Raw genomic sequence first — 20,750 nt, 5'->3', positions numbered from 1 at the left:
CGCGACTCAGCGGCTCAGGACGACCTCGGCCAGGTAGACGCAGGTGCGTCCCTCGTGTGAGGAGTAGTAGCTGACCCACAGCAGGTCGTCGTGCCAGACCAGGCCGGGGTAGCTGGTGTCGCCGCCGGAGGGCAGGGCGACCAGCTCGGTCAGCTCGCCCCGCTCGGTGTCGACGGCACAGATCGCGGTGCGTACCGGGTCGTCGAGCAGCCGTACCCCGGCGAGCAGCCGGCCGTCCGGCAGCCGGAGCAGGGCCGGCCCACCCACCTGGACGCCCAGGTCGGTCCACTCCCAGTCGCGGTACGGGGGTCGAGCCCGGCCGAGCTGCGCGGTGGCCGTCTCCCGGTCCCGGCGCAGCAGGCAGGTGGCGGTGCCGTCCGGGTCGAAGACCAGCCCCGACTCGTTCGGGTAGCCGCCGGCGAACAGGGTCGGCGCCACCGGGTGCAGGTCGAGGCCGTCACCGCTGCGGTAGAGCCGGACGAAGCGCGGCTCCCGGGTGGCGTAGCCGACGCCGTACATGGCGCCGTCGTGCCAGGCCGCCCGCCACACCCAGACGTCCGGCTCACCGACCGGCGTCGGATCGCCCCAGCGACGCCCGTCCCGGGAGAGCCAGGCGACGGTCCGGAACTTCTTGGTGGCCTCGCCGGTCACGGCGGCGGCGAGCAGTTGCAGTCGACCGTCGGGGCGCGACACGAACCGCGGGTCGCGCAGATCGGTGTCCTCGCGGCGCAGCACCGCCGCGGAGCTCCAGGACCGGCCGTCCGGGGAGCTGAGCACCCGGATCACCCCGTCGCCGGAGACGTGCGTGCTGCCTTCGCGGAACGCGCAGAACCACCCGCCGTCGTGCCGGACCAGGTCGGTGAAGGCGCTGTGCGGCGCGCTGTCGCCGATCCGGCGCACCGCCGTGACCTGGACGTCAGTGCTGCGGCCGATCGGTGACAAGGTCATGCGCGGCGGCCTCCTGGGCGTCCGGTCCGGCCGACCACGCTACGGCGCGGGACCGTACGCCCGGGCGGCCCTGCGGCGAACGGCCGGCGAACATCCGGGAACCGCCCGCCGGGAAGGCCACGGCGGATCCGCTGTCCCTGCTGCCGGCTGGAGGGCGAGCTGCCGGCTCCCGATCCCCGGAGGTCGATCCCGCCGTCCCGGTTGACCGACGTGCGGTCGGCCGTCGGGCTGAATCCTCGTCAGTTCGCCTGCGCCGTGCCCTGCGCCCGGTACGCGGCGGCGAGCCGTTTCGGGGCGCGGTCGTACCAGGCCTCGACCATCAGCTCGGTCAGCTCGGCCAGCTCGATGCGCTCCAACCGGACCAGCACCGCGGGATAGCCGTCGAAGTGCGGGGTGGTGAAGTAGACCTCGGGGTCGTCGGCGAGCAGCGCCTCCTTGGCGCCCACGTCGGGCACGCGGGCGCCGAGGATCGGCCCGTCCGGGGCGGCGTCACCGAGGGCGGCCAGGTCGGCCTTGCGCAGCGGGCGCTCCCAGACGAACGGCTTGCCCCGCACCCGCCAGGCCGGCAGCCCGTCGTACGACCCGTGCTCGGTCGTCTCCGGCAGGGTCGCGGCGATTCGTCGCACGTCCTCCCAGCTGGCCATCGCCTCAGGGTACGGCCTCGCGGCGTCAGCGGGACGCCGTCCACTCGGCGAGCACCTGGCCCAGGGCGTGCCGCGCCTCGGCCGTCCGCGCCGGGTCGGCGTTGTCCAGGTTGATCAGCGCCTTCCACAGCGCCCAACCCCGACCGCGCGCCCAGGTCGCCGCGTCGACGGCGAGCGCGTCGCGGAACACCGCCCGGCTGCCGTCGTCGAGCAGCGTCCAGGCGATGACCACGTCGCAGGCGGGGTCGCCGACCCCGCAGCAGCCGAAGTCGATCACCGAGGCGAGCCGCCCGTCGCGCACCAGCAGGTTGCCGTACGCGACGTCGCCGTGGAACCAGACCGGCGGCCCGGCCCAGGTCGCGTCGAGGGCCTCGGCCCAGATCGCGTTGACCGTCTCGACCGGAATCCGCCCACCCAGCCGGTCGATCGCCCGCCGGGTGTCCTCGTCGTACGTGCTCAGCGGGGCGCCGCGCCAGGCGCTGTGCGCGCCGGCCGCCGGCCCGCCACCGGGCTCGACCCGCTGGAGCGCGGCGAGAAAGCCGGCCAGGGTGGTGGCGAACTCGGTGAGGTCGGCGATCCGGTCCCGCCGGGCGGTGCGCCCGTCGATCCACCGGTAGACCGACCACGGGTAGGGGTAGTCCGCAGCCGGCTCGCCCTGAGCCAGCGGGGTGGGCACGTCGAGCGGCAGTCGCGGCCCGAGCACCGGCAGCCACCGCTGCTCCTTGGCCACCTGGAGCGCGTACCCCTCGTCGCTGGGCAGCCGCACGGTCATCGCGTCACCCAGGTGGAAGGTGCGGTTGTCCCAGCCGCCCTCCTCGACCGGGCGCACCGGCAGGCCGGCCCAGCGGGGGAACTGCGCGGCGACGAGCCGGCGTACCAGCGACACGTCGATGCGGTCGCGCAGCGCGACACGAGTGGGCGGTGCCGTCCGGTCCTGGTCCATCCGTCCGAGGCTGGTTGGCCGGCGCCATCCACGCAACCCGTTTCCGCACCGGGCCGCGGCCCCGACACCGCGGGACGTTGCCCGTGGTGGGGCGGCGTGGGAAGGATGGCGGGTGTGGACGTCGAGCAACGGGCTGAGCCGAACGTGACCGACCTGCCGGCCGACGCGCCGCCGGCCTGCCTGGCCGACTACGCCGAGCGGGCCCGGGCGGTGCTCCCGCCGGACGTCTGGGACTACATCGAGGGTGGCAGCGGCGCCGAGGTCACCCTGGGCGCCAACCGCGCCGCCCTGGACCGGGTCGCGGTGCTGCCCCGGGTGCTGCGCGGGGTGGAGGTTCCGGACCTGACCGCCCGGCTGCTCGGGCACCGGTACGCGATGCCGGTCGGGGTGGCGCCGATGGCCTACCAGCGGCTGGTGCATCCCGACGGGGAACTGGCGCTGGCCGCGGCGGCCGGCGCGGCGGGCGTGCCGTACCTGGCCAGCACGCTGGGCAGCACCCCGATCGAGGAGGTGGCGGCGACCGGCGCCCCGGTCTGGTTCCAGCTCTACTGGCTGCGCGACAAGGGGCTCGTGCTGGACCTGCTGGCCCGGGTGCGGGACGCCGGCTGCCAGGCGTTGGTGGTGACCGTGGACGTGCCGGTGCTGGGCCGGCGCCTGCGGGACCTGCGCAACGCGTTCCGGCTCCCGGCGCAGGTGGCCGCCGCGAACCTGCCCAACGGGCGGGACGACCTGGCGCACGGCGGCACCCCCGGGGTGTCCCAGCTGCGAGCGCGCCCCGGTGCGGCCTTCGCCCCGGCGCTGAGCTGGGCCGACCTGGCCTGGCTGCGGGAGCGGATCGACCTGCCGCTGGTGGTCAAGGGCGTGCTCGACCCGCGGGACGCGCAAGACGCCGTACGGGTCGGCGCGGACGCGGTGGTGGTCTCCAACCACGGCGGCCGTCAGCTCGACGGCGCGCCGGCCAGCGTCACCATGCTGCCCGAGGTCGTCGACGCGGTCGGCGACCGGTGCGAGGTGCTGCTGGACAGCGGCGTGCGTGGCGGCACCGACGTGCTGCGGGCGCTGGCGCTCGGCGCCGCCGGTGTGCTGGTCGGCCGGCCGCTGCTCTGGGCGCTGGCCGCCGGTGGGCGGCCCGCCGCCGAGGCGGCGCTGGACCTGCTCGCCACCGAGCTGCGCGACGCGCTGGCCCTGGCCGGGTGCCCCGACTCGGCGGCCGCCGGACAGCTACGCACCGTCGCGTCGGGCTGACCGAGCCGGTCACCGTCACGACGGGTTGACACAGCGCGTTCACCGGGTGGCAAAGCGCGACCGCCGCCGTTTCGGCGTCCTGGATGGACGGTCATAATGGGCCCCATGGTTGCCTGGGAGTACGCCTTGCTGGTCCGCCGCTATCAGGGGCAGGGCCGCAATTTCCACGTCTCGTTCGTCTGGTACGCCCCCGACGGGTCCCGTAAGGACATCACCGCGTACGGCGACACCGCGATCGCGCACCTCAACCGGGTCGGCCGGGACGGCTGGGAACTGGTCTCCGCCGCCGAGGACGTCAACAACGTGCAGGGCAGCACCGAGGTGCACCGCTACCACCTGAAGCGCCCGATCGCCTGAGCCGGCCGCTCAACCGTCCGCCTCCGGTGGCCCAGCCGGTCGCCCGGGGCGCGTAGCGGTAACCCCCCGGCTCACCACCGGCCGGCTGCCGTTCACCCCGCAGTGTTGCTAGCGTTTCCTCCCGCCGCGCGCGTCCAGCGGCGGCGGGAGGAGGAGCAGCGGTGGGTGAGCCCGCAGCCGGGCGCCGGTACGTGGTCGGGGTGGACTTCGGCACGCTCTCCGGCCGAGCCGTGGTGGTCGACGTGGCCGACGGCGCCGAACTGGGCGCGGCGGTGCACCCCTACCGGCACGGGGTGATCACCGGCCGGCTGCCCGACGGGACGCCGCTGCCCCCGGAGTGGGCCCTGCAGGACCCGGCGGATCATCGCGAGGTGCTGCGGGTGGCGGTTCCCGCGGCGCTGCGGGCCGCCGGCGTACGCCCGCGGGACGCGTTGGGCATCGGCGTCGACGCCACCTCCTGCACCGTGCTGCCCACCCTGGCCGACGGCACCCCGCTCTGTGAGCTGCCCGGGCTGCGCGGGCGGCCGCACGCGTACCCGAAGCTGTGGAAGCATCACGCGGCGCAGCGGCAGGCGGACCGGATCAACGCCCTCGCCGCCGAACGCGGCGAGAGCTGGCTGGCCCGCTACGGCGGGCGGGTCTCCGCCGAGTGGCAGCTGGCCAAGGCGTTGGAGCTGCTGGAGGAGGACCCGGAGCTCTTCGACCGGGCGCAGCGCTGGATCGAGACGACCGACTGGATCGTCTGGCAGCTCTGCGGCCGGGAGACCCGCAACGTCTCCGCCGCCGGCTACAAGGGACTGCGCCAGGACGGCAGCTACCCGTCCGCGGACTTCCTCCGCGCGCTGCACCCACGGCTGGACGGGCTGCTGGACCGGGTCGACGGGCCGCTCGCGCCGCTGGGCGCCCGGGCCGGTGGGCTCACCGCCGAGGCGGCCCGGTGGACCGGCCTGCCGCCGGGCATCCCGGTCGCGGTCGGCGCGATCGACGCGCACGTCACCGCGGCGGCGGCCCGCTCGGTCGCGCCGGGCCGGATGCTCGCGGTGCTCGGCACGTCCACCTGTCTGATCATGAACGCGGAGCGGTACCACGAGGTACCCGGGGTCTGCGGCGCCGTCGAGGGCGGGGTCACCGCGGGCAGTTGGGGCTACGAGGCCGGGCAGAGCGGGGTGGGGGACATCTTCGCCTGGTACGTGACGCACGCGCTGCCCGCCGGGTACGCCGCCGAGGCGCAGCGCCGTGGCGAGAGTCCCTACCAGTTGCTCGACCGGCTCGCCGCCGACCAGCCGGTGGGCGGGCACGGATTGCTCGCCCTGGACTGGCAGAGCGGCAACCGCTCGGTGCTGATGGACCACGAGCTGAGCGGGGTGCTGCTCGGGCTGACCCTGGCCACCCGCCCGGAGGAAATCTGGCGGGCGCTGCTGGAGGCCACCGCCTTCGGCGCGCGGACCGTGGTCGAGGCGTTCACCGCGGCCGGGGTCGAGGTCGACGAGCTGACCGCCGCCGGTGGCCTCACCGGTAACCGGCTGCTGCTGCGGATCTACGCCGACGTGCTGAACCGCCCGCTGCACGTGCTCGACTCGGCGCACCCGGCGGCGCTGGGCGCGGCGATCCACGCGGCGGCGGCCGCCGGGGCGTACCCGGACGTGCCGGCCGCCTCGGCCGCGATGGGCGCCCACCGGCGCGAGACCTGGCACCCCGACCCGGCCCGGGCCGCCGCCTACGACGAGCTGTACGCCGAGTACCGCCGCCTGCACGACCACTTCGGCCGCGGCGGCAGCGACGTCCTGCACCGCCTGCGCGCCCTCCGCAACCGCGCCCTAACCCCCTGACCAGCGGTGGCTCCCGCCGATCAAGCAGTTGTGGTGGGGGACGCACTCCGCGAAGCGGGACCATCCGGGCACCACAACTGCATGATCGACAAGCGGGGGTCGGGCGTCAGGTGAGGTCGACGGCGGGGTAGAGGGGGAAGCCGGTCAGCAGCTCGCTGGCCTGGCGGCTGACCTTGTCGGCGATGGCCGGGTCGAGCACGTACTTGGCCTTCGACGCGGTGCCGTCGGCGTTGGCGCCGGGCTTCGTCTGGCTGAGCACGGTGTGGATCAGCTCGGCGGTCTGGTCCATCTCGGCCGCGCCGAGCCCCCGGGTGGTCAGCGCCGGGGTGCCGATCCGGATGCCGGAGGTGTACCAGGCGCCGTTCGGGTCCTGCGGCACCGAGTTGCGGTTGGTGACGATGCCCGCGTCGAGCAGCGCCTGCTCCGCCTGCCGGCCGGTCAGCTCGTACGAGGTGACGTCGATGATCGCCAGGTGGTTGTCGGTGCCGCCGGTGACCAGGTTGGCGCCGCGGCTCAGCAGCCCCTCGGCGAGCGCCTGGGCGTTCGCCACGATCCGCTGGGCGTAGTCGGCGAAGTCCGGGCGGCGGGCCTCGGCGAGCGCGACGGCCTTCGCGGCCATCACGTGCGGCAGCGGGCCGCCGAGCACCATCGGGCAGCCCCGGTCGACCTGGTCGGCCAGCTCCGGCTGGCAGAGCACCATGCCACCGCGCGGGCCGCGCAGCGACTTGTGCGTGGTGGTGGTGACGATGTGCGCGTGGGGCACCGGGTCGAAGTCGCCGGTGAAGACCTTGCCGGCGACCAGCCCGGCGAAGTGCGCCATGTCCACCATGAAGGTGGCGCCCACCGAGTCGGCGATCTCCCGCAGGATCCGGAAGTTGACCTTCCGCGGGTAGGCCGAGTAGCCACCGACCAGGATCAGCGGCTTGAACTCCCGGGCGATCTCCGCGACCTTGTCGTAGTCGATCAAACCGGTCGCCGGGTCGGTGCCGTAGCTGCGCTGGTCGAACATCTTGCCGGAGATGTTCGGCCGGAAACCGTGGGTGAGGTGCCCGCCGGCGTCGAGCGACATGCCGAGCATCCGCTGGTTGCCCAGCTCCCGGCGCAGCGCGAACCAGTCCGCCTCGGTGAGGTCGTTGACCTGGCGGACCTGGGCCTTCTTCAGCGCCGGGGATTCCACCCGGTCGGCCAGCACGGCCCAGAACGCGACCAGGTTGGCGTCGATGCCGGAGTGCGGCTGCACGTACGCGTGCGCCGCGCCGAACAGCTCCCGGGCGTGTTCGGCGGCGAGCGCCTCGACCGTGTCGACGTTCTGGCAGCCGGCGTAGAAGCGGCGGCCCACCGTGCCCTCGGCGTACTTGTCGCTGAACCAGTTGCCCATGGCGAGCAGGGTGGCCGGGGAGGCGTAGTTCTCGCTGGCGATCAGCTTCAGCGACTCGCGCTGGTCACCCAGCTCGGCGGTGATCGCGTCGGCCACCCGGGGCTCGACGGCACGGATCACCTCGAGCGCGCTGCGGAAGGCGGTGGATTCGGCGTTCGGCGACGGCATGCGACCTCCAACTGGCGTACGGAAGGCCCAGGCGCTCGGCATGCGTCCTCATGACGGGGCCGCTCCCCGATGGTTCCCCATCCCCACGCGCCAGTCACGGCCCGCGCCGATCCTACCGGGTCGGCCGGGGCCGGCCAGGCCGACCTCGGCCGCGAGTCGGCCACGGCCCGGGTGGTTGGGCGCGCCGTGGCGGGGCACACGTATCCGGACGGCCGTGATCCGGTGCGGACGCGGCCGGTACTCGCGGGAAGGAGCACGACCATGACCACACCGAGCAGCGACCGGCCGCTCGCCGTGGTGACCGGGGCGTCCAGCGGCATCGGGTACGAACTGGCAGTCCAGTTCGCCGAGCACGGATTCGACCTGGTCATCGCCGCCGAGGACGACGGCATCGAGTCGGCCGCGGCGCGGCTGCGGCGCGACGGCGGCCCTCGGGTCCAGCCGGTCCGCGTCGACCTCGCGCGGCACGAGGGGGTGGAGGAGTTGGCCGCGGCGGTGGCGGCGACCGGGCGCCCGGTCGCCGCGCTGGCGCTCAACGCCGGCCGGGGCGCCGGGGGCGCGTTCGTCGGCGGCACCGACCTGGCCGACGAGTTGAACATCGTCGACCTGAACGTGCGCTCGACGGTGCACCTCGCCAAGCGGATCCTGCCCGGCATGGTGCAGCGGGGGGCCGGCCGGGTGCTGCTCACCTCCTCGATCGCCTCGACGATGCCGGGGCCGTTCCAGGCGGTCTACAACGCCTCGAAGTCGTTCGTGCAGTCCTTCGCCGAGGCGCTGCGCAACGAGCTGAAGGAGACCGGTGTCACGGTGACCTCCCTGATGCCCGGCCCGACCGACACCGAGTTCTTCGAACGGGCCCAGATGCAGGACACCCGGGTGGGCGCCGGCCGTAAGGACGACCCGCGGACGGTGGCCGAGCAGGGCTTCGCGGCGTTGATGAAGGGCGATCAGACGGTGACGGCCGGCTCGCTGATGAACAAGGTGCAGACCGCGGTCGGCAAGATCGTTCCGGACAAGCTCAAGTCCGAGCAGCACCGGAAGATGGCCGAGCCCGGCTCGGCCGACTGAACCTGCGGCACACGCAAGACGGGCCCGGCGATGCCGGGCCCGTCCACGTCTTCGGGGCTGTCAGGCGGTGACCGCGTCCACCGACTTCTTGATCGCCTTCGGGTCGGTCGGCTTGCGCGGCGCGTCGGCCCGCAGCGCGATCATCCGCTCGCCGATCTCCTGGAGCTGCTTGCGGCCGAGCGCCTCACGCACCTTGGGGAACCACTCCTGCTCCTCCTCCTCGACGTGGTGCAGGACGTTCTCGATCAGCACCGTGGTCTTGGCGTTGAAGTGCTCGTCCTCCGCCGTCATGGCGTGCAGCTCGGCGCAGAGCACGTCCGCCACGTGGTGCTCCTCGTACGACTCGAGGATGTCGTCCTCCAGGTCGGGCAGGAGCTTGCGGACCTCCGGGTACATCACCTCGTTCTCCAGGTAGGTGTGCACCGTGAGCGCCTCCACGATCTGCCCCACCAGCTTGCCCCGCTGGCTCGCGGGGCCCTCCTCGGCATCCTGGAAGGCCTTGAACAGGCGGCGCATCTCCTTGTGGTCCTCTTTCAGCAGGACGATGGCATCAGTGGACACCGGCGGACCTCCTCGACTGTGTCAGGTGATCGTCCGGTACCCCGGGACTGAACTGCGGAAACAACTGTCCCTCGAACGGGGTGGGGCCCGGCGCCTGCGCGCCGGGCCCCACCGTCATCCGTGCGATGTGGTCACTTCACCACGTTGTACGCGCTGACCATGCCCGCCCCGTAGAACGAGTTGCGCTTGCCCCCGCTGCAGGTGGCCGGGAAGCCGGGCCGCGGCTCCCAGACGCCCTCCTCGCACGGCAGCGCCTCCGCCGTCCGCTCGAGGAAGGAGGCCAGCTGCCCCGGCGTCATGCCCGGGTGGGCCGACAGCGCCAGGGCCGCGACGCCGGTGGCGTGCGGGCTGGCCATCGAGGTGCCCTGCTTCCAACCCCAGCCGTTGGTCCGCGTCGCCGTGTTGAAGGTGGTCGACAGGATCTGGTCGGTCGTGGTCGGGCTGACGCCTCCGGTACGGAAGCGGCTGTCACCACCGGGAGCGGTGACGTCCACGACGCCGAGGCCGTAGGAGGAGTAGTAGCTCTTCTTTCCGGTCGGTGCGACCGCCGAGACGGTCAGCACACCCGGCGACTCGGCCGGCAGGTCGACGCAGGCGTTGTTGATCTCCCGGACCTCGGGGGTGCCGTTGTTCGGGCTGCCCGCGTCGACGAACTTGTGAGCCAGGTCGACGTTGGAGTTACCGGCGGACGCGATGTTCAGCACGCCCTTGCTCTGCGAGTAGCGGATGGCCCGCTGCACGGCCTGCCACACCGGGCGCTGACGCGCGTCGTTGCGGCAGTTGAACTCCCACGGGTCGATGAAGTAGCTGTTGTTCGTCACCTGCATGCCGTGCTCGGCGGCCCAGACGAAGCCGCAGACTGCCGCCTCCGGGAAGATGTAGCCGTCGTCGTTGACCACCTTGACGGCGGCCACCTTGACGCCCGGAGCGACGCCGGTCACGCCGACGCCGTTGACGGCGGCGGCGATGGTGCCGGCCACGTGGGTGCCGTGGTCGGAGGTGGTCGGGTTCCAGGCCGCCTCGGTGGTGTCGGTGACCCCGCCGACGCAGGACGTGCTCTTGTCCTTGGCGATCTGGCTCGCCAGGTCGGGGTGGCTGCTGGAGATGCCGCTGTCCAGCACGCCCACCAGCACGTCGGGGCTGCCGGCGTTGATGGCGTGCGCCTGCGGGACACCGATCATCGGCATGTCCCACTGCTGGCCGAAGAGGGGTTCCCCGGTCGGGTCCGCGGTGACGTTCGTGGCGTCGGCCGCGGCGACCTGCACGGTCTCGCCCTCGTCGAGCGCGGTGCCCAGGCCGGTGGTGGCGGCGACCGACTCGACTCCGGCGCCGGCCACCGCGGTGGCGAAGGCGGGGTTCGTGGAGCGGACGACGAGCACGCCGATCTGGTCGTAGCTGGCCACCACGCTGCCCTCGGCGGCGGCCACCCGAGCCGCCGCCCGCTCCGTCCCGGCGCCCTGCGGCGCGAGGACCAGGAAGGTGTTCTCCGCGCCGGCGGCCGACGCCGACGGCGCCACCCCCGCGGTCACGGCGAGACCGATGCCGAGCGTCAGTGTGGACGCGGCGGCGAGTGTCTTGCGACGGATCAACTTCACACAGACTCCCAGGGGCCGTTCGCCGCCGGTGCCGCGCCCCAGCGGTGCGGCACCGGCGGGAGGCGGACGGGATGCCGCCTCCGGTGCAACAGCGTCGCAGGGTCGATGTGGCGTTACACACACCTGCGCCCGCAGGACAAATGGCGTCAGACGGTGGCGATGGTGTGCGGGATCTCGTCGAGCAGTTCCCGGGCCAGGAACCCGATCCGGCCGTACTGCGGGACGAGACGCTGACCGCTGACCGCGTGGGCGAACGCCGCCCAGCAGGCGGCCTGCGCCGGATCGGCGCCGCGCGAGAGCAGCCCGGCGAGCAGCCCGGAACGCACATCGCCGCTGCCGGAGGTGCCCAGCCCGGCGTCGCCGCTCTCCTCCCGCCAGCTCCGCCCGTCCGGCGTCGCGATGTGCCCGTAGAGGGAGACCACCGCGTCGTACCGTGCGGCCAGCTCGGCCGCCTCGGCGTCCAGGTCGTCACCCGGCTCCCGGTCGAGCAGGTGCTGGGCCTCGGTGATGTTGGGGGTGAGCACCACCGGCCGGCCGGAGCCGACCAGCAGCTCCGGTGAGTGGCTCAGCGCGCCCAGGGCGTACGCGTCGAGCACCAGCGGAGTCCGCGGTCCGGCCGCGTCGAGCACGACGTGCAGCAGTTGGCGGGTCTCCTCGATGCCCCGCAGCCCCGGGCCGACGGCCACCACGTCCGCCGCCGCCACCAGCTCGCTGAGCTGGTCGTCCGGCCGTCCGGCCAGCGCGCCGTCGCTGGTCTCGGGCAGGCCCACCACCAGCGCCTCGGGCACCTGGATGCTGAGCGCGGCGGCGGTCGACTCGGCGGCGGCCAGTTGCAGCACGCCGGCGCCGGCCCGCAGCGCGGCGACGCCGGCCAGCAGGACCGCGCCGGGAGTGAACCGGGACCCACCGACCACCAGCACCGTGCCCCGGGCCTCCTTGCCCCCGGACGGTACCGGCAACGCCCAGTCGCGCAGCAGCGCCGGCGTGATCACCAGCGGGTCAGACCGGTTCGGCATGGACCTCGTCCTCCCTGGTCGGCCGGGCCCCCTGGCGTCGCAGGTGGCCGACGTCGTTGAAATCGCGCAACGTCAACCGACCGGACTCGTCTGCGGACCAGCCGGTGACCGAACAGTTGGCGATCACGTACTGCCGGGTCAGCGCCATCAGCTCCTCCTCGGTCAGCCCCTCCACCAGGTAACGGACCAGGAAGACCAGCGCGTCGTGGCCGAAGAGCAACACCCGCTGGCCCTCGTGGTCGCGGCGCAGGTCACCGAGGAGCGCGCGCAGGCGCAGCGCGACGTCCGTCCAGGACTCCCCACCGGGCGGCCGGTAGTAGAACTTGCCCAGCCGGTTGCGCCGCTTCGCCTCGTCCGGAAAGCGGGCGACCACACCGTGCGGGGTGAGGCCGTCGAGGATGCCCAGCTCCCGGTCGCGCAGCCGCTCGTCGCGGCTGCACGGGACCCGGGTGCCGGCCAGCGCCAGCTCGGCGGTGCGCAGCGCCCGCAGGTACGGCGAGACCACCGCCACGTCCGGGCGTCGCTCCGGCGGCAGCCCGGCGAGCCACCGCCCGGTGGCCCGGGCCTGCTCCTCCCCGGTCTCCGAGAGCGGCACGTCGGCGTCCCGGTGGGTCACACCGATCAGTTCCGCGCCGCTGGACTCGGCCCGCGTCGCGGCGACGTTCGCCGTGCTCTCCCCGTGCCGGACGATCCAGAGCGCTGCCAGTTCCGCCATGCGGCACCCGGTACCCGACGGTCGCCCCGGGCTAACCCAGCGCGGCGCGGACGGCGGCGGCGAAGCGCTCCGGCGCCTCCACCGGCGTGAAATGCCCGACGTCGGGCAGCGACTCGACGTGGGCGTCGACGAAGAACTCCGCCAGCCGGTCGGACCACTCCCCGGGAAAGAGCGGGTCGTGCCCGGGCCAGAGCACGGTGGTGGGCGCCTCGATCCGCTCGGCCGGATCGGGGGCCCGCTCGGCGGGCACGACCACGTCGGCGACGGACGACAGCAGCGGCGTCACCGCCCGGTAGTCGGTGCGGTCGCCGGGCCAGCCGTGCAGCAGCAGCACGGCCGGACCTTGACCGGAACGGTCGTAGCCGAGTTGGAAGCCGTCCACCGGTGCGGAGCGGGGCATGCGCCGAGCCTAACCGCGCCGGCCGGCCGCGCGCGGCGAGCGTGAACCCGGGCGGCTCGGGTAAGCGCCGGGTCCACGAGAACCGACAGGGGAGGTACGCCGTGGCGACCATGACCAAGGAACAGAAGAGCCCACTGAAGGACAAGAACTACGACCTCATCCGGATGTTGCAGATGTCGTTGGAGCAGGTCTACCGGATGGATTCGTACATCGCCGACGCCGAGCAGCGCGGCGACAGCGAACTCGCCAGCTGGTTCCGCAAGATCCAGGAGAACAGTCGGAAGGCGGGCGACCAGGGCAAGCAGATGCTGATGGCCCGCATGCAGCAGGAACAGCGCTGAGGCGGTAAGGGCGGCCATGGTCGGTCGATCGGTCGGGAATGCCCGGTGGCCGTCTCGGCCGGCCGTGGCGGTACCCACGCCGCGGCTCGCCGGCCGCTACGGTGTGAAACGTGGCGACGGCGGCCGAGGAGATCCAGGTCGGGGAGCGGGTCGTCCGGGTCTCCAGCCCGGACAAGCCCTACTTTCCCGAGCGCGGGCTGACCAAGCTCGACGTCGTCCGCTATTTCCTGGCCGTGGGTGACGGCATCCTGCGCGCGTTGCGGGACCGGCCGACCATGCTGGAGCGCTGGCCGCGCGGGGTGTTCGAGGGCGCGAAGATCGGCACCCGGCAGGACAACCGCGGCGACGCCTTCTACCAGAAGCGGCTGCCCGCGGGCGCGCCCGAGTGGGTGCGCACCGCGCACATCACCTTCCCCAGCGGCCGCACCGCCGACGAGGTGGCACCGAGCGAGCTGGCCGTGGTGATCTGGGCGGCCAACCTCGGCACACTGCGCTTTCACCCGTGGCCGGTCTCCGCGAGCGACGTGGAGCGCCCCGACCAGCTCCGGATCGACCTGGACCCGATGCCGGGCGTCGGCTTCGACCAGGTGGTGCCGGTGGCCCGGGAGGTGCGCGCGTTCCTCGCCGAGCTGGGCCTGACCGGCTACCCGAAGACCACCGGTGGGCGAGGACTGCACATCTACCTCTCCATCGAGCCGAGGTGGGGCTTCGGCGACTGCCGGCGGGCGGTGCTCGCGCTGGGCCGCGAGATGCAGCGGCGGCTGCCCGAGCTGGTCACCACCACCTGGTGGCGGGAGCAGCGGGACCGGCCGGTCTTCGTGGACTACAACCAGATGTCCCGCGACCACACCATGGCCTCGGCCTACTCCATCCGGCCGACGCCCCGGGCGCTGGTCTCCGCGCCGCTGGACTGGGCCGAGCTGGACGACGTCCGGCCGGAGGATTTCGACGTGGTCTCGCTGCCGGCCCGGTTCGCCGAGCGCGGCGACCCGCACGCCGGCCTGGACGAGCGGCGCTTCTCGCTGGAGCCGTTGCTGGAGCTGGCCGACCGGGAGGGGCTGGAGGCGCCACCCGAGCGGTGAGCGCCCGGCGACGTCACGGCCAGGGGCTGCGGGCCCCGTCGAACTCCTCGAAGACCAGCCAGGTGCGGGTGGAGAGCACGCCCGGGATGCTCTGGACCCGGCCGAGCACCACGTCGCGCAGGGCCGCGTTGTCCGGCGCCCGGACCAGCGCCAGCACGTCGTGGTCGCCGCCGAGCAGCGCGGCGTGCTCGATGTAGCGCACCTGGGCCAGCTGCGCGGAGACCTCCCGCCAGGTGTTCTGCTCGATGGTCAGCGCGATGTACGCCGAGGTGCCCAGCCCGGCCGGTTCCGGCGCGACCTGGGCCCGGAAGCCGGTGATCACCCCGTCACGCAGCAGCCGCTCCAAGCGGGCGTACGCGTTCGTGCGCGAGATGTGGATGCGCTCGGCCAGGGTGCGCACCGAGGTGCGGCCGTCCCGGACCAGCTCGTCGAGGATCCGCCGGTCCACCTCGTCCAGCGCCCGGGCCGATCGTCCCGGCGCTGCCGCCGGCGTCGCCTCCGGCCCGGTCTCCTGGCTCACTGAAGCGCCTCCTGCCTGCCATCCGTCCCGCGTTTGCGGTGGATCTTGAGTCAATCATCCGACAGCAGGAGCATAGGCCCACCACACGTCCAGGAGGTCCCCGCCGTGACGACCACACCCCAGGCGGTCCGCAGGGCATCCCCGCGCACCCGACGGCCGGCCACCCCGGCCGATCCGGCGCGCTCGCTGCTGCCGGAAGCGGAACCGGTGCGCCTGCTCGACCCGGCCGGCACCCCGCTGCCCGCCCGTACCGACTATCCGCAGCCGCCGGCCGACGTGCTGCGCGAGCTGTACCGCCGAATGGTTGTCGGCCGCCGCTTCGACGCCCAGTCGACGGCGCTGACCAAGCAGGGCCGGCTCGCGGTCTACCCGTCCTCCCGGGGGCAGGAGGCCTGCCAGGTCGGTGCCGTGCTCGCCGTGCGCGACAGCGACTGGGTCTTCCCGACCTACCGCGAGTCGATGGCGCTGGTCGCCCGGGGCATCGATTCGGTCGAGGTGCTGACCCTGCTGCGCGGCGACTGGCACTGCGGGTACGACCCGGCGGCCCGGCACACCGCGCCGCAGTGCACGCCGCTGGCCACCCAGTGCGTGCACGCCGCCGGCCTGGCCTACGGCGAGGCCCACCAGGGGCGGGACACCGTCGCGCTGGCCTTCATCGGCGACGGCGCGACCAGCGAGGGTGACTTCCACGAGGGAATCAACTTCGCCGCCGTGTTCAAGGCGCCGGTGGTCTTCTTCGTCCAGAACAACCGGTACGCGATCAGCGTCCCGCTGTCCCGCCAGACCGCCGCGCCGTCGCTGGCGTACAAGGGCGTCGGCTACGGGGTGCCCAGCGAGCAGGTCGACGGAAACGACCCGGTGGCGGTGCTCGCGGTGCTCACCCGCGCGGTGGCGCACGCCCGGGCCGGCAACGGGCCGTTCCTGGTCGAGGCGCACACCTACCGGATGGAACCGCACACCAACGCCGACGACCAGACCCGCTACCGCGACGGCGCCGAGGTCGAGGCCTGGCGCGACCGGGATCCGATCGCCCGGCTGGAGACGTACCTGCGCGATCAGGGGGTGATCGACGACGACGCCGTCGCCGCGATCGCCGAGGAGGCCGAGGCGAACGCCGCCGACCTGCGGGTCCGGATGAACGCCCAGCCCACCGTCGACCCGCTCAGCCTCTTCGACCACGTCTACGCCGAGCCGACCCCACAGCTGGTCGAGCAGCGCGAGCAGGTCCGCGCCGAGCTGGCCGCGGCCGAGCAGGAGGGGAACGCCTGATGGCCACCACCATGGCGAAGGCGCTCAACGCGGCGCTGGCCGACGCGATGGCCGACGACGAGCGGGTGGTCGTCTTCGGCGAGGACGTCGGGGCGCTCGGCGGCGTCTTCCGGATCACCGACGGGCTGCAGGCCCGGTTCGGCGACAAGCGCTGCTTCGACACCCCCCTCGCGGAGGCGGGCATCGTCGGCTTCGCCGTCGGGCTGGCCATGTCCGGGCTGCGGCCGGTGGTCGAGATGCAGTTCGACGCGTTCGCGTACCCGGCGTTCGAGCAGATCGCCTCGCACGTGGCGAAGCTGCGCAACCGGACCCGCGGCGCGCTCAGCGTGCCGATCGTGATCCGGGTGCCGTACGCCGGTGGCATCGGCGGCGTCGAGCACCACTGCGACTCCAGCGAGGCCTACTACGCGCACACCCCGGGGCTGAAGGTGGTCACCCCGGCCACCGTCGCCGACGCGTACTCGCTGCTGCGCGAGGCGATCGCGGACCCCGACCCGGTGGTCTTCATGGAGCCGAAGAAGCTCTACTTCTCCGGCGCAGACACCGAGCTGCCCGCGCGCACCGAGCCGTTCGGCCGGGCGGTCGTCCGCCGGCCCGGCCGGGACGCCACCCTGGTCGCGTACGGGCCGGCGGTGCCGGTGGCGATGGAGGCCGCCGAGGCCGCCCGGGACGAGGGCTGGGACCTCGAGGTGGTGGACGTGCGCACCATCGTGCCGTTCGACGACGCCACCGTCACCGCTTCGGTGCGCCGCACCGGCCGCTGCGTGGTCATCCAGGAGGCGCCGGGCTTCGCCGGCGTCGGCGCCGAGATCGCCGCGCGGGTGCAGGAACGCTGCTTCCACGCCCTGCACGCCCCGGTGCTGCGAGTCGCCGGTCTGGACATCCCGTACCCGGCGCCGATGCTGGAGCACACCCACCTGCCCGGCGTGGACCGGGTGCTGGACGCGGTCGCCCGGCTCCAGTGGGACGACCGGCCCGACCCGCGCTGGCTCCCCGCGACCCAGGGCAGCGCGGCATGACCGAGCACGTTTTCCTCCTGCCCGACCTCGGTGAAGGGCTGACCGAGGCGGAGATCGTCGAATGGCGGGTGGCGGTCGGCGACATCGTGACCGTCGACCAGAGCGTGGTCGAGGTGGAGACCGCCAAGGCCGTCGTCGACGTGCCCTGCCCGTACGCCGGCCGGGTGGTGGCGTTGCACGGCGCGGCCGGTGAGGCCCGTCCGGTCGGCCAGCCGCTGATCACCGTCGCGGCGCTGGACGCCGACGCCGCGCCGGCGGGCGGCGGCGCGCCGGAGCCCGCCGGGCACGCCACCTACCGCGAGGAGGAGCGGGCCGGCTCGGGCAACGTGCTGATCGGGTACGGCACCGGACACGGCCCGGGACGGCGGCGACGCCGCGCCCGGCTGGCGGTCGCCCCCGACCCGGCCGACGCGCCGACGCCCGCCGTTCCCGCGGTGGCCGCCGTCGCGCCCGTGGCCGGCACCGCCGTCAAGGGCCCGGCGCCGCTGGTCATCTCGCCGATCGTCCGACGACTGGCCCGCGAGCACGGCCTGGACCTGGCCACCGTGGCCGGCAGCGGCCCCGGCGGGGTGGTGCGCCGGGCCGACGTGGAGGCTGCCGTCGCCGCCGGCGCACCGGGCCGGTTGGCCGCGGTGCCGGACCGGCCGGAGCCTCCGGCGTCCGCCCCGACCGGCGCCGACGACCTGGTCATCCCGCTGACCGGTATCCGCAAGGCGATCGCCGACAAGCTCTCCCGCAGTCGGCGGGAGATCCCCGAGGTGACCATCTGGGTCGACGTGGACGCCACCGGTCTGCTGGAGACCCGGGCCGCGATCAACGCGGCCCGGCCGGAGCAGCCGGTGAGCATCCTGGCCCTGCTCGCCCGGATCTGCCTCTCCGGGTTGCGCCGCTATCCCCAGCTCAACGCCCGGGTGGACACCGAGGGGCAGCGGATCATCCAGTCCGCCGGCGTGCACCTGGGCATCGCCGCGCAGACCGACCGCGGCCTGGTCGTGCCGGTGCTGCGCGACGCGCAGCGGCTCACCACCGCCGAGCTCGCCGCCGAGCTGGCCGAGACCACGGCGGCGGCGCGGGCCGGCACCCTGGCGCCGGCGCGGCTCACCGGGGGCACGTTCACCCTGAACAACTACGGCGTGTTCGGCGTCGACGGCTCCACCCCGATCATCAACCACCCGGAGGCGGCGCTGCTCGGGGTGGGGCGGATCGTGGAGAAGCCGTGGGTGGTCGACGGGCAGCTCGCGGTCCGCAAGGTTGCCCAACTCAGCCTCACCTTCGACCACCGGGTCTGTGACGGTGGCGTGGCGGGCGGCTTCCTGCGGCACGTCGCCGACTGCGTCGAGCAGCCGGCACTGCTGATCGCGGCGGTCTGACACCCGCGCACGTCGCAGTCGCGGCCGGCAGGACGAGCCGGTCCGCTACCCCGTGAGAGCGTGATACCTCAGCGGCATCAATATGCCGCTGAGGTATCACGCTCTCAGGTATCACGCGCCGGGCCGTGCCCCGGTGGCGGACCAGACGTGCCGGGCCGCCACCGGAGACGGATCAGCTGGCGCTGCCGCCCGTGGGCTCCAGCACCACCGTGGCGCTGGCGGTCTGCGGCGGCACGCCCGGCTCGGTCGGGGCGTCGGTGTACTCCGCCACGAAGACGCCGGTCAGGTTGTCGGCGCCACCGTGGCCGCCGTCGACGAAGGTGGTGATGGTGCCGCTGCACCCGGAGGCCGTCGAGAGCGGGTGCCCGTGCTCGTCGTGGCCGAGGATGTAGGTCACCTTCACCCGCGTGCAGTCCACCGGCAGGTCGTCGGTGACCCGCACCTCGAACGCCACGGTCTGGCCGAACTCGAACGGCTGCCCCTCCACCGGGGTGACGAACTCCACGATCGGCGCCCGCGGCCCGATCAGCAGCGGCAGGGTGGCCGCGGCCGAGCGCCCGGTGCTGTCGGTGACCTTCACGGTCGGGGAGTAGGAACCGTTGGCCTGGTAGGTCCAGGTCGGGTTCGCCTCGGTCGAGTCGACCGAGCCGTCGGCGTTGAAGTCCCAGGCGTAGCGCAGCCGGTCACCGTCCGGGTCGACGGTCCCCGCGCTGGAGAAGTGCACGGTCAGCGGCGCCTGCCCGGCGGTCGGGTCGGCGCTGATCTGCGGGATCGGCGTCCGGTTGCCCCGGACGAAGTCGATCCGGGACAGCTGCGCGTCCGGGTTCTCGGCGAAGTAGCCGTCGCCGTACTCGAGCACGTAGAGCGCGCCGTCCGGGCCGAACTCCAGGTCCATCGGGTTGTCCACCACCAGCGACGGCGCCACCGGCCGGATGTCCCGGACCTCGTTGCGGTCGTCGAGGCGGAACTCCTTGATGTAGTCCCGGGTCCACTCGTAGAACAGCGGCACCCCGTCGTAGTAGGCGGGCCACTTGGTCCGGGAGGTGTTGCGCCCGTCGTAGTCGTACGCCGGACCGCCCATCGGGCCGATGCCGCCCGTGCCGAGCTGCGGGAACTCCCCGGACGCGGCGGACGGGTACCACACCTGCGGCGCCTCGACCGGCGGCAGCTTGCGCAGGCCGGTGTTGTGCGGCGACTCGTTGACCGGCTGGCGGCAGTTGAAGCGCTTGCCCGACGTGCCGGTGGCGAAGTCGTAGTCGATGTACGGCAGGCTCGGCGTCGCGCAGTACGGCCAGCCGTAGTTGGCCGGCTTGTCGACCACCATCCAGCGACCGTGCCCCGCCGGCCCACGGGCCGGGTTCGACGCCCCGGCGTCGGGGGAGTAGTCGGCCAGGTAGACGTCGTCGGTGCGGCGGTCGACGGCGAACCGGAACGGGTTGCGCAGCCCCATCGCGTAGATCTCCGGACGGGTCTTCGCGGTGCCCGGCTTGAACAGGTTGCCCGCCGGCACCGTGTAGCCACCGCCCGGCTTCGCCTTGATCCGCAGCAGCTTGCCCCGCAGGTCGTTGGTGTTGGCCGAGGTGCGCTGCGCGTCGAACGCGGGGTTGCGGTCGGCCCGCTCGTCGATCGGCGTGTAGCCGTCGGAGAAGAACGGGTTGGTGTCGTCACCGGTGGAGAGGTAGAGGTTGCCCTTGCTGTCGAACTCGATCTGGCCGCCGACGTGGCAGCAGATGCCCCGGTCGACCGGCACATCGATGATCTGCTGCTCGGTGGCGAGGTTGAGCTTCATCCCCTCCAGCTTGAACCGGGACAGCCGCAGCGCGCCGCGGAACCGTTCCCAGTCGGCCGCCGTGCCGACCAGCGGCGCGTCACCCTCGTTGACGTCCGGGGTGGCCGGGTCGTCGACCGGCGTGTCCATCGGCGGAGAGTAGTAGAGGTAGACCCACTTGTTGCGGGCGAAGTCGGGATCGATCGCGATGCCCTGCAGGCCCTCCTCGTCGTGCTCGTAGACCGGCACGTCGGCGGCGAGGGTGTTCAGGCCGGTGCGCGGGTCGTGGATGCGGACCTCGCCGGTGCGCGCGGTGTGCAGCACCCGCAGGTCGGGCAGGACGGCGAGACTCACCGGCTCGCCGGGAAAATCGTTGAGTGTCACCTTCTGGAAGCTGGAGTCCGGTGGCGCGGCGGCCGGCGCCGCCGCGACCGGCGAGGCCGGCGCGACGAGGCCGGCGCTGACCAGCGCCAGCGCGGACAGGAGTGCGGTCCTCTTTCTCAAGGTGTCCCCC

General features: G+C 73.5%; 20 protein-coding genes and 1 riboswitch. Of the genes, 9 read left to right on the top strand and 11 right to left on the bottom strand.

Going from position 1 to position 20,750, the window contains the following annotated elements; genetic code table 11:
• Positions 1–6: 6 nt before the first annotated feature.
• The 3 genes from ACIP9D_RS01515 to ACIP9D_RS01505 form a co-directional block, all read right to left on the bottom strand.
• A complete protein-coding gene (locus ACIP9D_RS01515) occupies positions 7–948 on the bottom strand; it encodes a sialidase family protein (protein ID WP_350876303.1) in 942 nt (313 codons plus the stop codon).
• Positions 949–1,187: 239 nt separating this feature from the next.
• Positions 1,188–1,592, bottom strand: a complete 405-nt coding sequence (locus ACIP9D_RS01510; RefSeq protein ID WP_350876301.1) for an MmcQ/YjbR family DNA-binding protein — start codon at positions 1,590–1,592, stop codon at positions 1,188–1,190.
• A 25-nt stretch (positions 1,593–1,617) separates the two neighbouring features.
• The gene (locus tag ACIP9D_RS01505; protein WP_350876299.1) at positions 1,618–2,535 is read right to left on the bottom strand and encodes an aminoglycoside phosphotransferase family protein; all 918 of its coding nucleotides are present in this window, start codon (positions 2,533–2,535) and stop codon (positions 1,618–1,620) included.
• 144 nt (positions 2,536–2,679) lie between these two features.
• On the opposite strand from ACIP9D_RS01505, the gene ACIP9D_RS01500 reads away from it, so the two are divergent.
• From ACIP9D_RS01500 to ACIP9D_RS01490, 3 genes are all read left to right on the top strand, one after another.
• Positions 2,680–3,780: an alpha-hydroxy acid oxidase gene (locus ACIP9D_RS01500; RefSeq protein WP_350876484.1), complete on the top strand. Its 1,101-nt coding sequence runs from the start codon at positions 2,680–2,682 to the stop codon at positions 3,778–3,780.
• A gap of 96 nt (positions 3,781–3,876) precedes the next feature.
• A complete protein-coding gene (locus ACIP9D_RS01495; RefSeq protein WP_350876297.1) occupies positions 3,877–4,137 on the top strand; it encodes a hypothetical protein in 261 nt (86 codons plus the stop codon).
• A 161-nt stretch (positions 4,138–4,298) separates the two neighbouring features.
• Complete coding sequence (locus tag ACIP9D_RS01490; protein ID WP_350876295.1) at positions 4,299–5,966, top strand: ribulokinase; 1,668 nt, start codon at positions 4,299–4,301, stop codon at positions 5,964–5,966.
• A 106-nt stretch (positions 5,967–6,072) separates the two neighbouring features.
• On the opposite strand, the gene ACIP9D_RS01485 is transcribed toward ACIP9D_RS01490, so the two are convergent.
• Complete coding sequence (locus ACIP9D_RS01485) at positions 6,073–7,512, bottom strand: glycine hydroxymethyltransferase (RefSeq protein WP_350876293.1); 1,440 nt, start codon at positions 7,510–7,512, stop codon at positions 6,073–6,075.
• Positions 7,513–7,530: 18 nt separating this feature from the next.
• Positions 7,531–7,620, bottom strand: a riboswitch (ZMP/ZTP riboswitch).
• A gap of 153 nt (positions 7,621–7,773) precedes the next feature.
• Here ACIP9D_RS01485 and ACIP9D_RS01480 point away from each other — a divergent pair.
• Positions 7,774–8,580: an SDR family NAD(P)-dependent oxidoreductase gene (locus tag ACIP9D_RS01480; protein ID WP_350876291.1), complete on the top strand. Its 807-nt coding sequence runs from the start codon at positions 7,774–7,776 to the stop codon at positions 8,578–8,580.
• Positions 8,581–8,640: 60 nt separating this feature from the next.
• On the opposite strand, the gene ACIP9D_RS01475 is transcribed toward ACIP9D_RS01480, so the two are convergent.
• The 5 genes from ACIP9D_RS01475 to ACIP9D_RS01455 form a co-directional block, all read right to left on the bottom strand.
• Positions 8,641–9,141 (bottom strand): hemerythrin domain-containing protein, encoded by a 501-nt coding sequence (locus tag ACIP9D_RS01475; RefSeq protein ID WP_350876289.1) that lies wholly within the window; start codon positions 9,139–9,141, stop codon positions 8,641–8,643.
• A gap of 131 nt (positions 9,142–9,272) precedes the next feature.
• Positions 9,273–10,736, bottom strand: a complete 1,464-nt coding sequence (locus ACIP9D_RS01470) for a S8 family serine peptidase (protein WP_350876287.1) — start codon at positions 10,734–10,736, stop codon at positions 9,273–9,275.
• 146 nt (positions 10,737–10,882) lie between these two features.
• Positions 10,883–11,752, bottom strand: a complete 870-nt coding sequence (locus ACIP9D_RS01465) for an NAD(P)H-hydrate dehydratase (protein WP_350876285.1) — start codon at positions 11,750–11,752, stop codon at positions 10,883–10,885.
• On the bottom strand, positions 11,736–12,467 hold the full coding sequence (locus ACIP9D_RS01460) for a histidine phosphatase family protein (RefSeq protein ID WP_350876284.1): 732 nt from the start codon (positions 12,465–12,467) through the stop codon (positions 11,736–11,738). The genes ACIP9D_RS01465 and ACIP9D_RS01460 overlap by 17 nt, the downstream gene beginning before the upstream one ends.
• 31 nt (positions 12,468–12,498) lie before the next feature.
• Positions 12,499–12,867 (bottom strand): alpha/beta hydrolase, encoded by a 369-nt coding sequence (locus ACIP9D_RS01455; RefSeq protein ID WP_350876282.1) that lies wholly within the window; start codon positions 12,865–12,867, stop codon positions 12,499–12,501.
• 110 nt (positions 12,868–12,977) lie between these two features.
• Here ACIP9D_RS01455 and ACIP9D_RS01450 point away from each other — a divergent pair, with 110 nt between their 5' ends.
• Together ACIP9D_RS01450 and ACIP9D_RS01445 are read left to right on the top strand one after the other, a co-directional pair.
• On the top strand, positions 12,978–13,208 hold the full coding sequence (locus ACIP9D_RS01450) for a hypothetical protein (protein ID WP_350876280.1): 231 nt from the start codon (positions 12,978–12,980) through the stop codon (positions 13,206–13,208).
• 110 nt (positions 13,209–13,318) lie between these two features.
• Positions 13,319–14,290: a DNA primase small subunit domain-containing protein gene (locus ACIP9D_RS01445; protein WP_350876278.1), complete on the top strand. Its 972-nt coding sequence runs from the start codon at positions 13,319–13,321 to the stop codon at positions 14,288–14,290.
• A 13-nt stretch (positions 14,291–14,303) separates the two neighbouring features.
• Here ACIP9D_RS01445 and ACIP9D_RS01440 read toward each other — a convergent pair whose 3' ends face one another.
• A complete protein-coding gene (locus tag ACIP9D_RS01440) occupies positions 14,304–14,810 on the bottom strand; it encodes an Lrp/AsnC family transcriptional regulator (RefSeq protein ID WP_350876276.1) in 507 nt (168 codons plus the stop codon).
• A 72-nt stretch (positions 14,811–14,882) separates the two neighbouring features.
• On the opposite strand from ACIP9D_RS01440, the gene pdhA reads away from it, so the two are divergent.
• Genes pdhA through ACIP9D_RS01425 form a run of 3 tightly spaced genes read left to right on the top strand, consistent with a single transcriptional unit; the run spans position 14,883 to position 18,468 of the window.
• Positions 14,883–16,079, top strand: coding sequence for a pyruvate dehydrogenase (acetyl-transferring) E1 component subunit alpha (gene pdhA, locus ACIP9D_RS01435; protein WP_350876482.1), 1,197 nt, complete (start codon positions 14,883–14,885; stop codon positions 16,077–16,079).
• Positions 16,076–17,098, top strand: coding sequence for an alpha-ketoacid dehydrogenase subunit beta (locus ACIP9D_RS01430; RefSeq protein WP_350876480.1), 1,023 nt, complete (start codon positions 16,076–16,078; stop codon positions 17,096–17,098). The genes pdhA and ACIP9D_RS01430 overlap by 4 nt, the downstream gene beginning before the upstream one ends.
• Positions 17,095–18,468 carry a dihydrolipoamide acetyltransferase family protein gene (locus ACIP9D_RS01425; RefSeq protein ID WP_350876274.1) on the top strand — a complete coding sequence of 458 codons (1,374 nt, stop codon included), beginning with the start codon at positions 17,095–17,097 and terminating at the stop codon, positions 18,466–18,468. Before ACIP9D_RS01430 ends, ACIP9D_RS01425 begins: the two co-directional genes overlap by 4 nt.
• Before the next feature lie 172 nt (positions 18,469–18,640).
• On the opposite strand, the gene ACIP9D_RS01420 is transcribed toward ACIP9D_RS01425, so the two are convergent.
• The gene (locus ACIP9D_RS01420; protein ID WP_350876272.1) at positions 18,641–20,740 is read right to left on the bottom strand and encodes a PQQ-dependent sugar dehydrogenase; all 2,100 of its coding nucleotides are present in this window, start codon (positions 20,738–20,740) and stop codon (positions 18,641–18,643) included.
• Positions 20,741–20,750: the final 10 nt, after the last annotated feature.

This window comes from Micromonospora sp. NPDC093243 (assembly GCF_044753725.1).
GTDB lineage: Bacteria > Actinomycetota > Actinomycetes > Mycobacteriales > Micromonosporaceae > Micromonospora.
This window is presented reverse-complemented; position numbering and strand designations above follow the sequence as displayed.

Bases quoted from the DNA above. Each gene is read 5' to 3' on its own strand.
- ACIP9D_RS01425 (WP_350876274.1), top strand. From the start codon at position 17,095: ATGACCGAGCACGTTTTCCTCCTGCCCGACCTCGGTGAAGGGCTGACC.
- ACIP9D_RS01480 (WP_350876291.1), top strand. From the start codon at position 7,774: ATGACCACACCGAGCAGCGACCGGCCGCTCGCCGTGGTGACCGGGGCG.
- ACIP9D_RS01495 (WP_350876297.1), top strand. From the start codon at position 3,877: ATGGGCCCCATGGTTGCCTGGGAGTACGCCTTGCTGGTCCGCCGCTAT.
- ACIP9D_RS01505 (WP_350876299.1), bottom strand. From the start codon at position 2,535: ATGGACCAGGACCGGACGGCACCGCCCACTCGTGTCGCGCTGCGCGAC.
- ACIP9D_RS01450 (WP_350876280.1), top strand. From the start codon at position 12,978: ATGACCAAGGAACAGAAGAGCCCACTGAAGGACAAGAACTACGACCTC.
- ACIP9D_RS01510 (WP_350876301.1), bottom strand. From the start codon at position 1,592: ATGGCCAGCTGGGAGGACGTGCGACGAATCGCCGCGACCCTGCCGGAG.
- ACIP9D_RS01515 (WP_350876303.1), bottom strand. From the start codon at position 948: ATGACCTTGTCACCGATCGGCCGCAGCACTGACGTCCAGGTCACGGCG.
- ACIP9D_RS01455 (WP_350876282.1), bottom strand. From the start codon at position 12,867: ATGCCCCGCTCCGCACCGGTGGACGGCTTCCAACTCGGCTACGACCGT.
- ACIP9D_RS01485 (WP_350876293.1), bottom strand. From the start codon at position 7,512: ATGCCGTCGCCGAACGCCGAATCCACCGCCTTCCGCAGCGCGCTCGAG.
- ACIP9D_RS01460 (WP_350876284.1), bottom strand. From the start codon at position 12,467: ATGGCGGAACTGGCAGCGCTCTGGATCGTCCGGCACGGGGAGAGCACG.
- ACIP9D_RS01465 (WP_350876285.1), bottom strand. From the start codon at position 11,752: ATGCCGAACCGGTCTGACCCGCTGGTGATCACGCCGGCGCTGCTGCGC.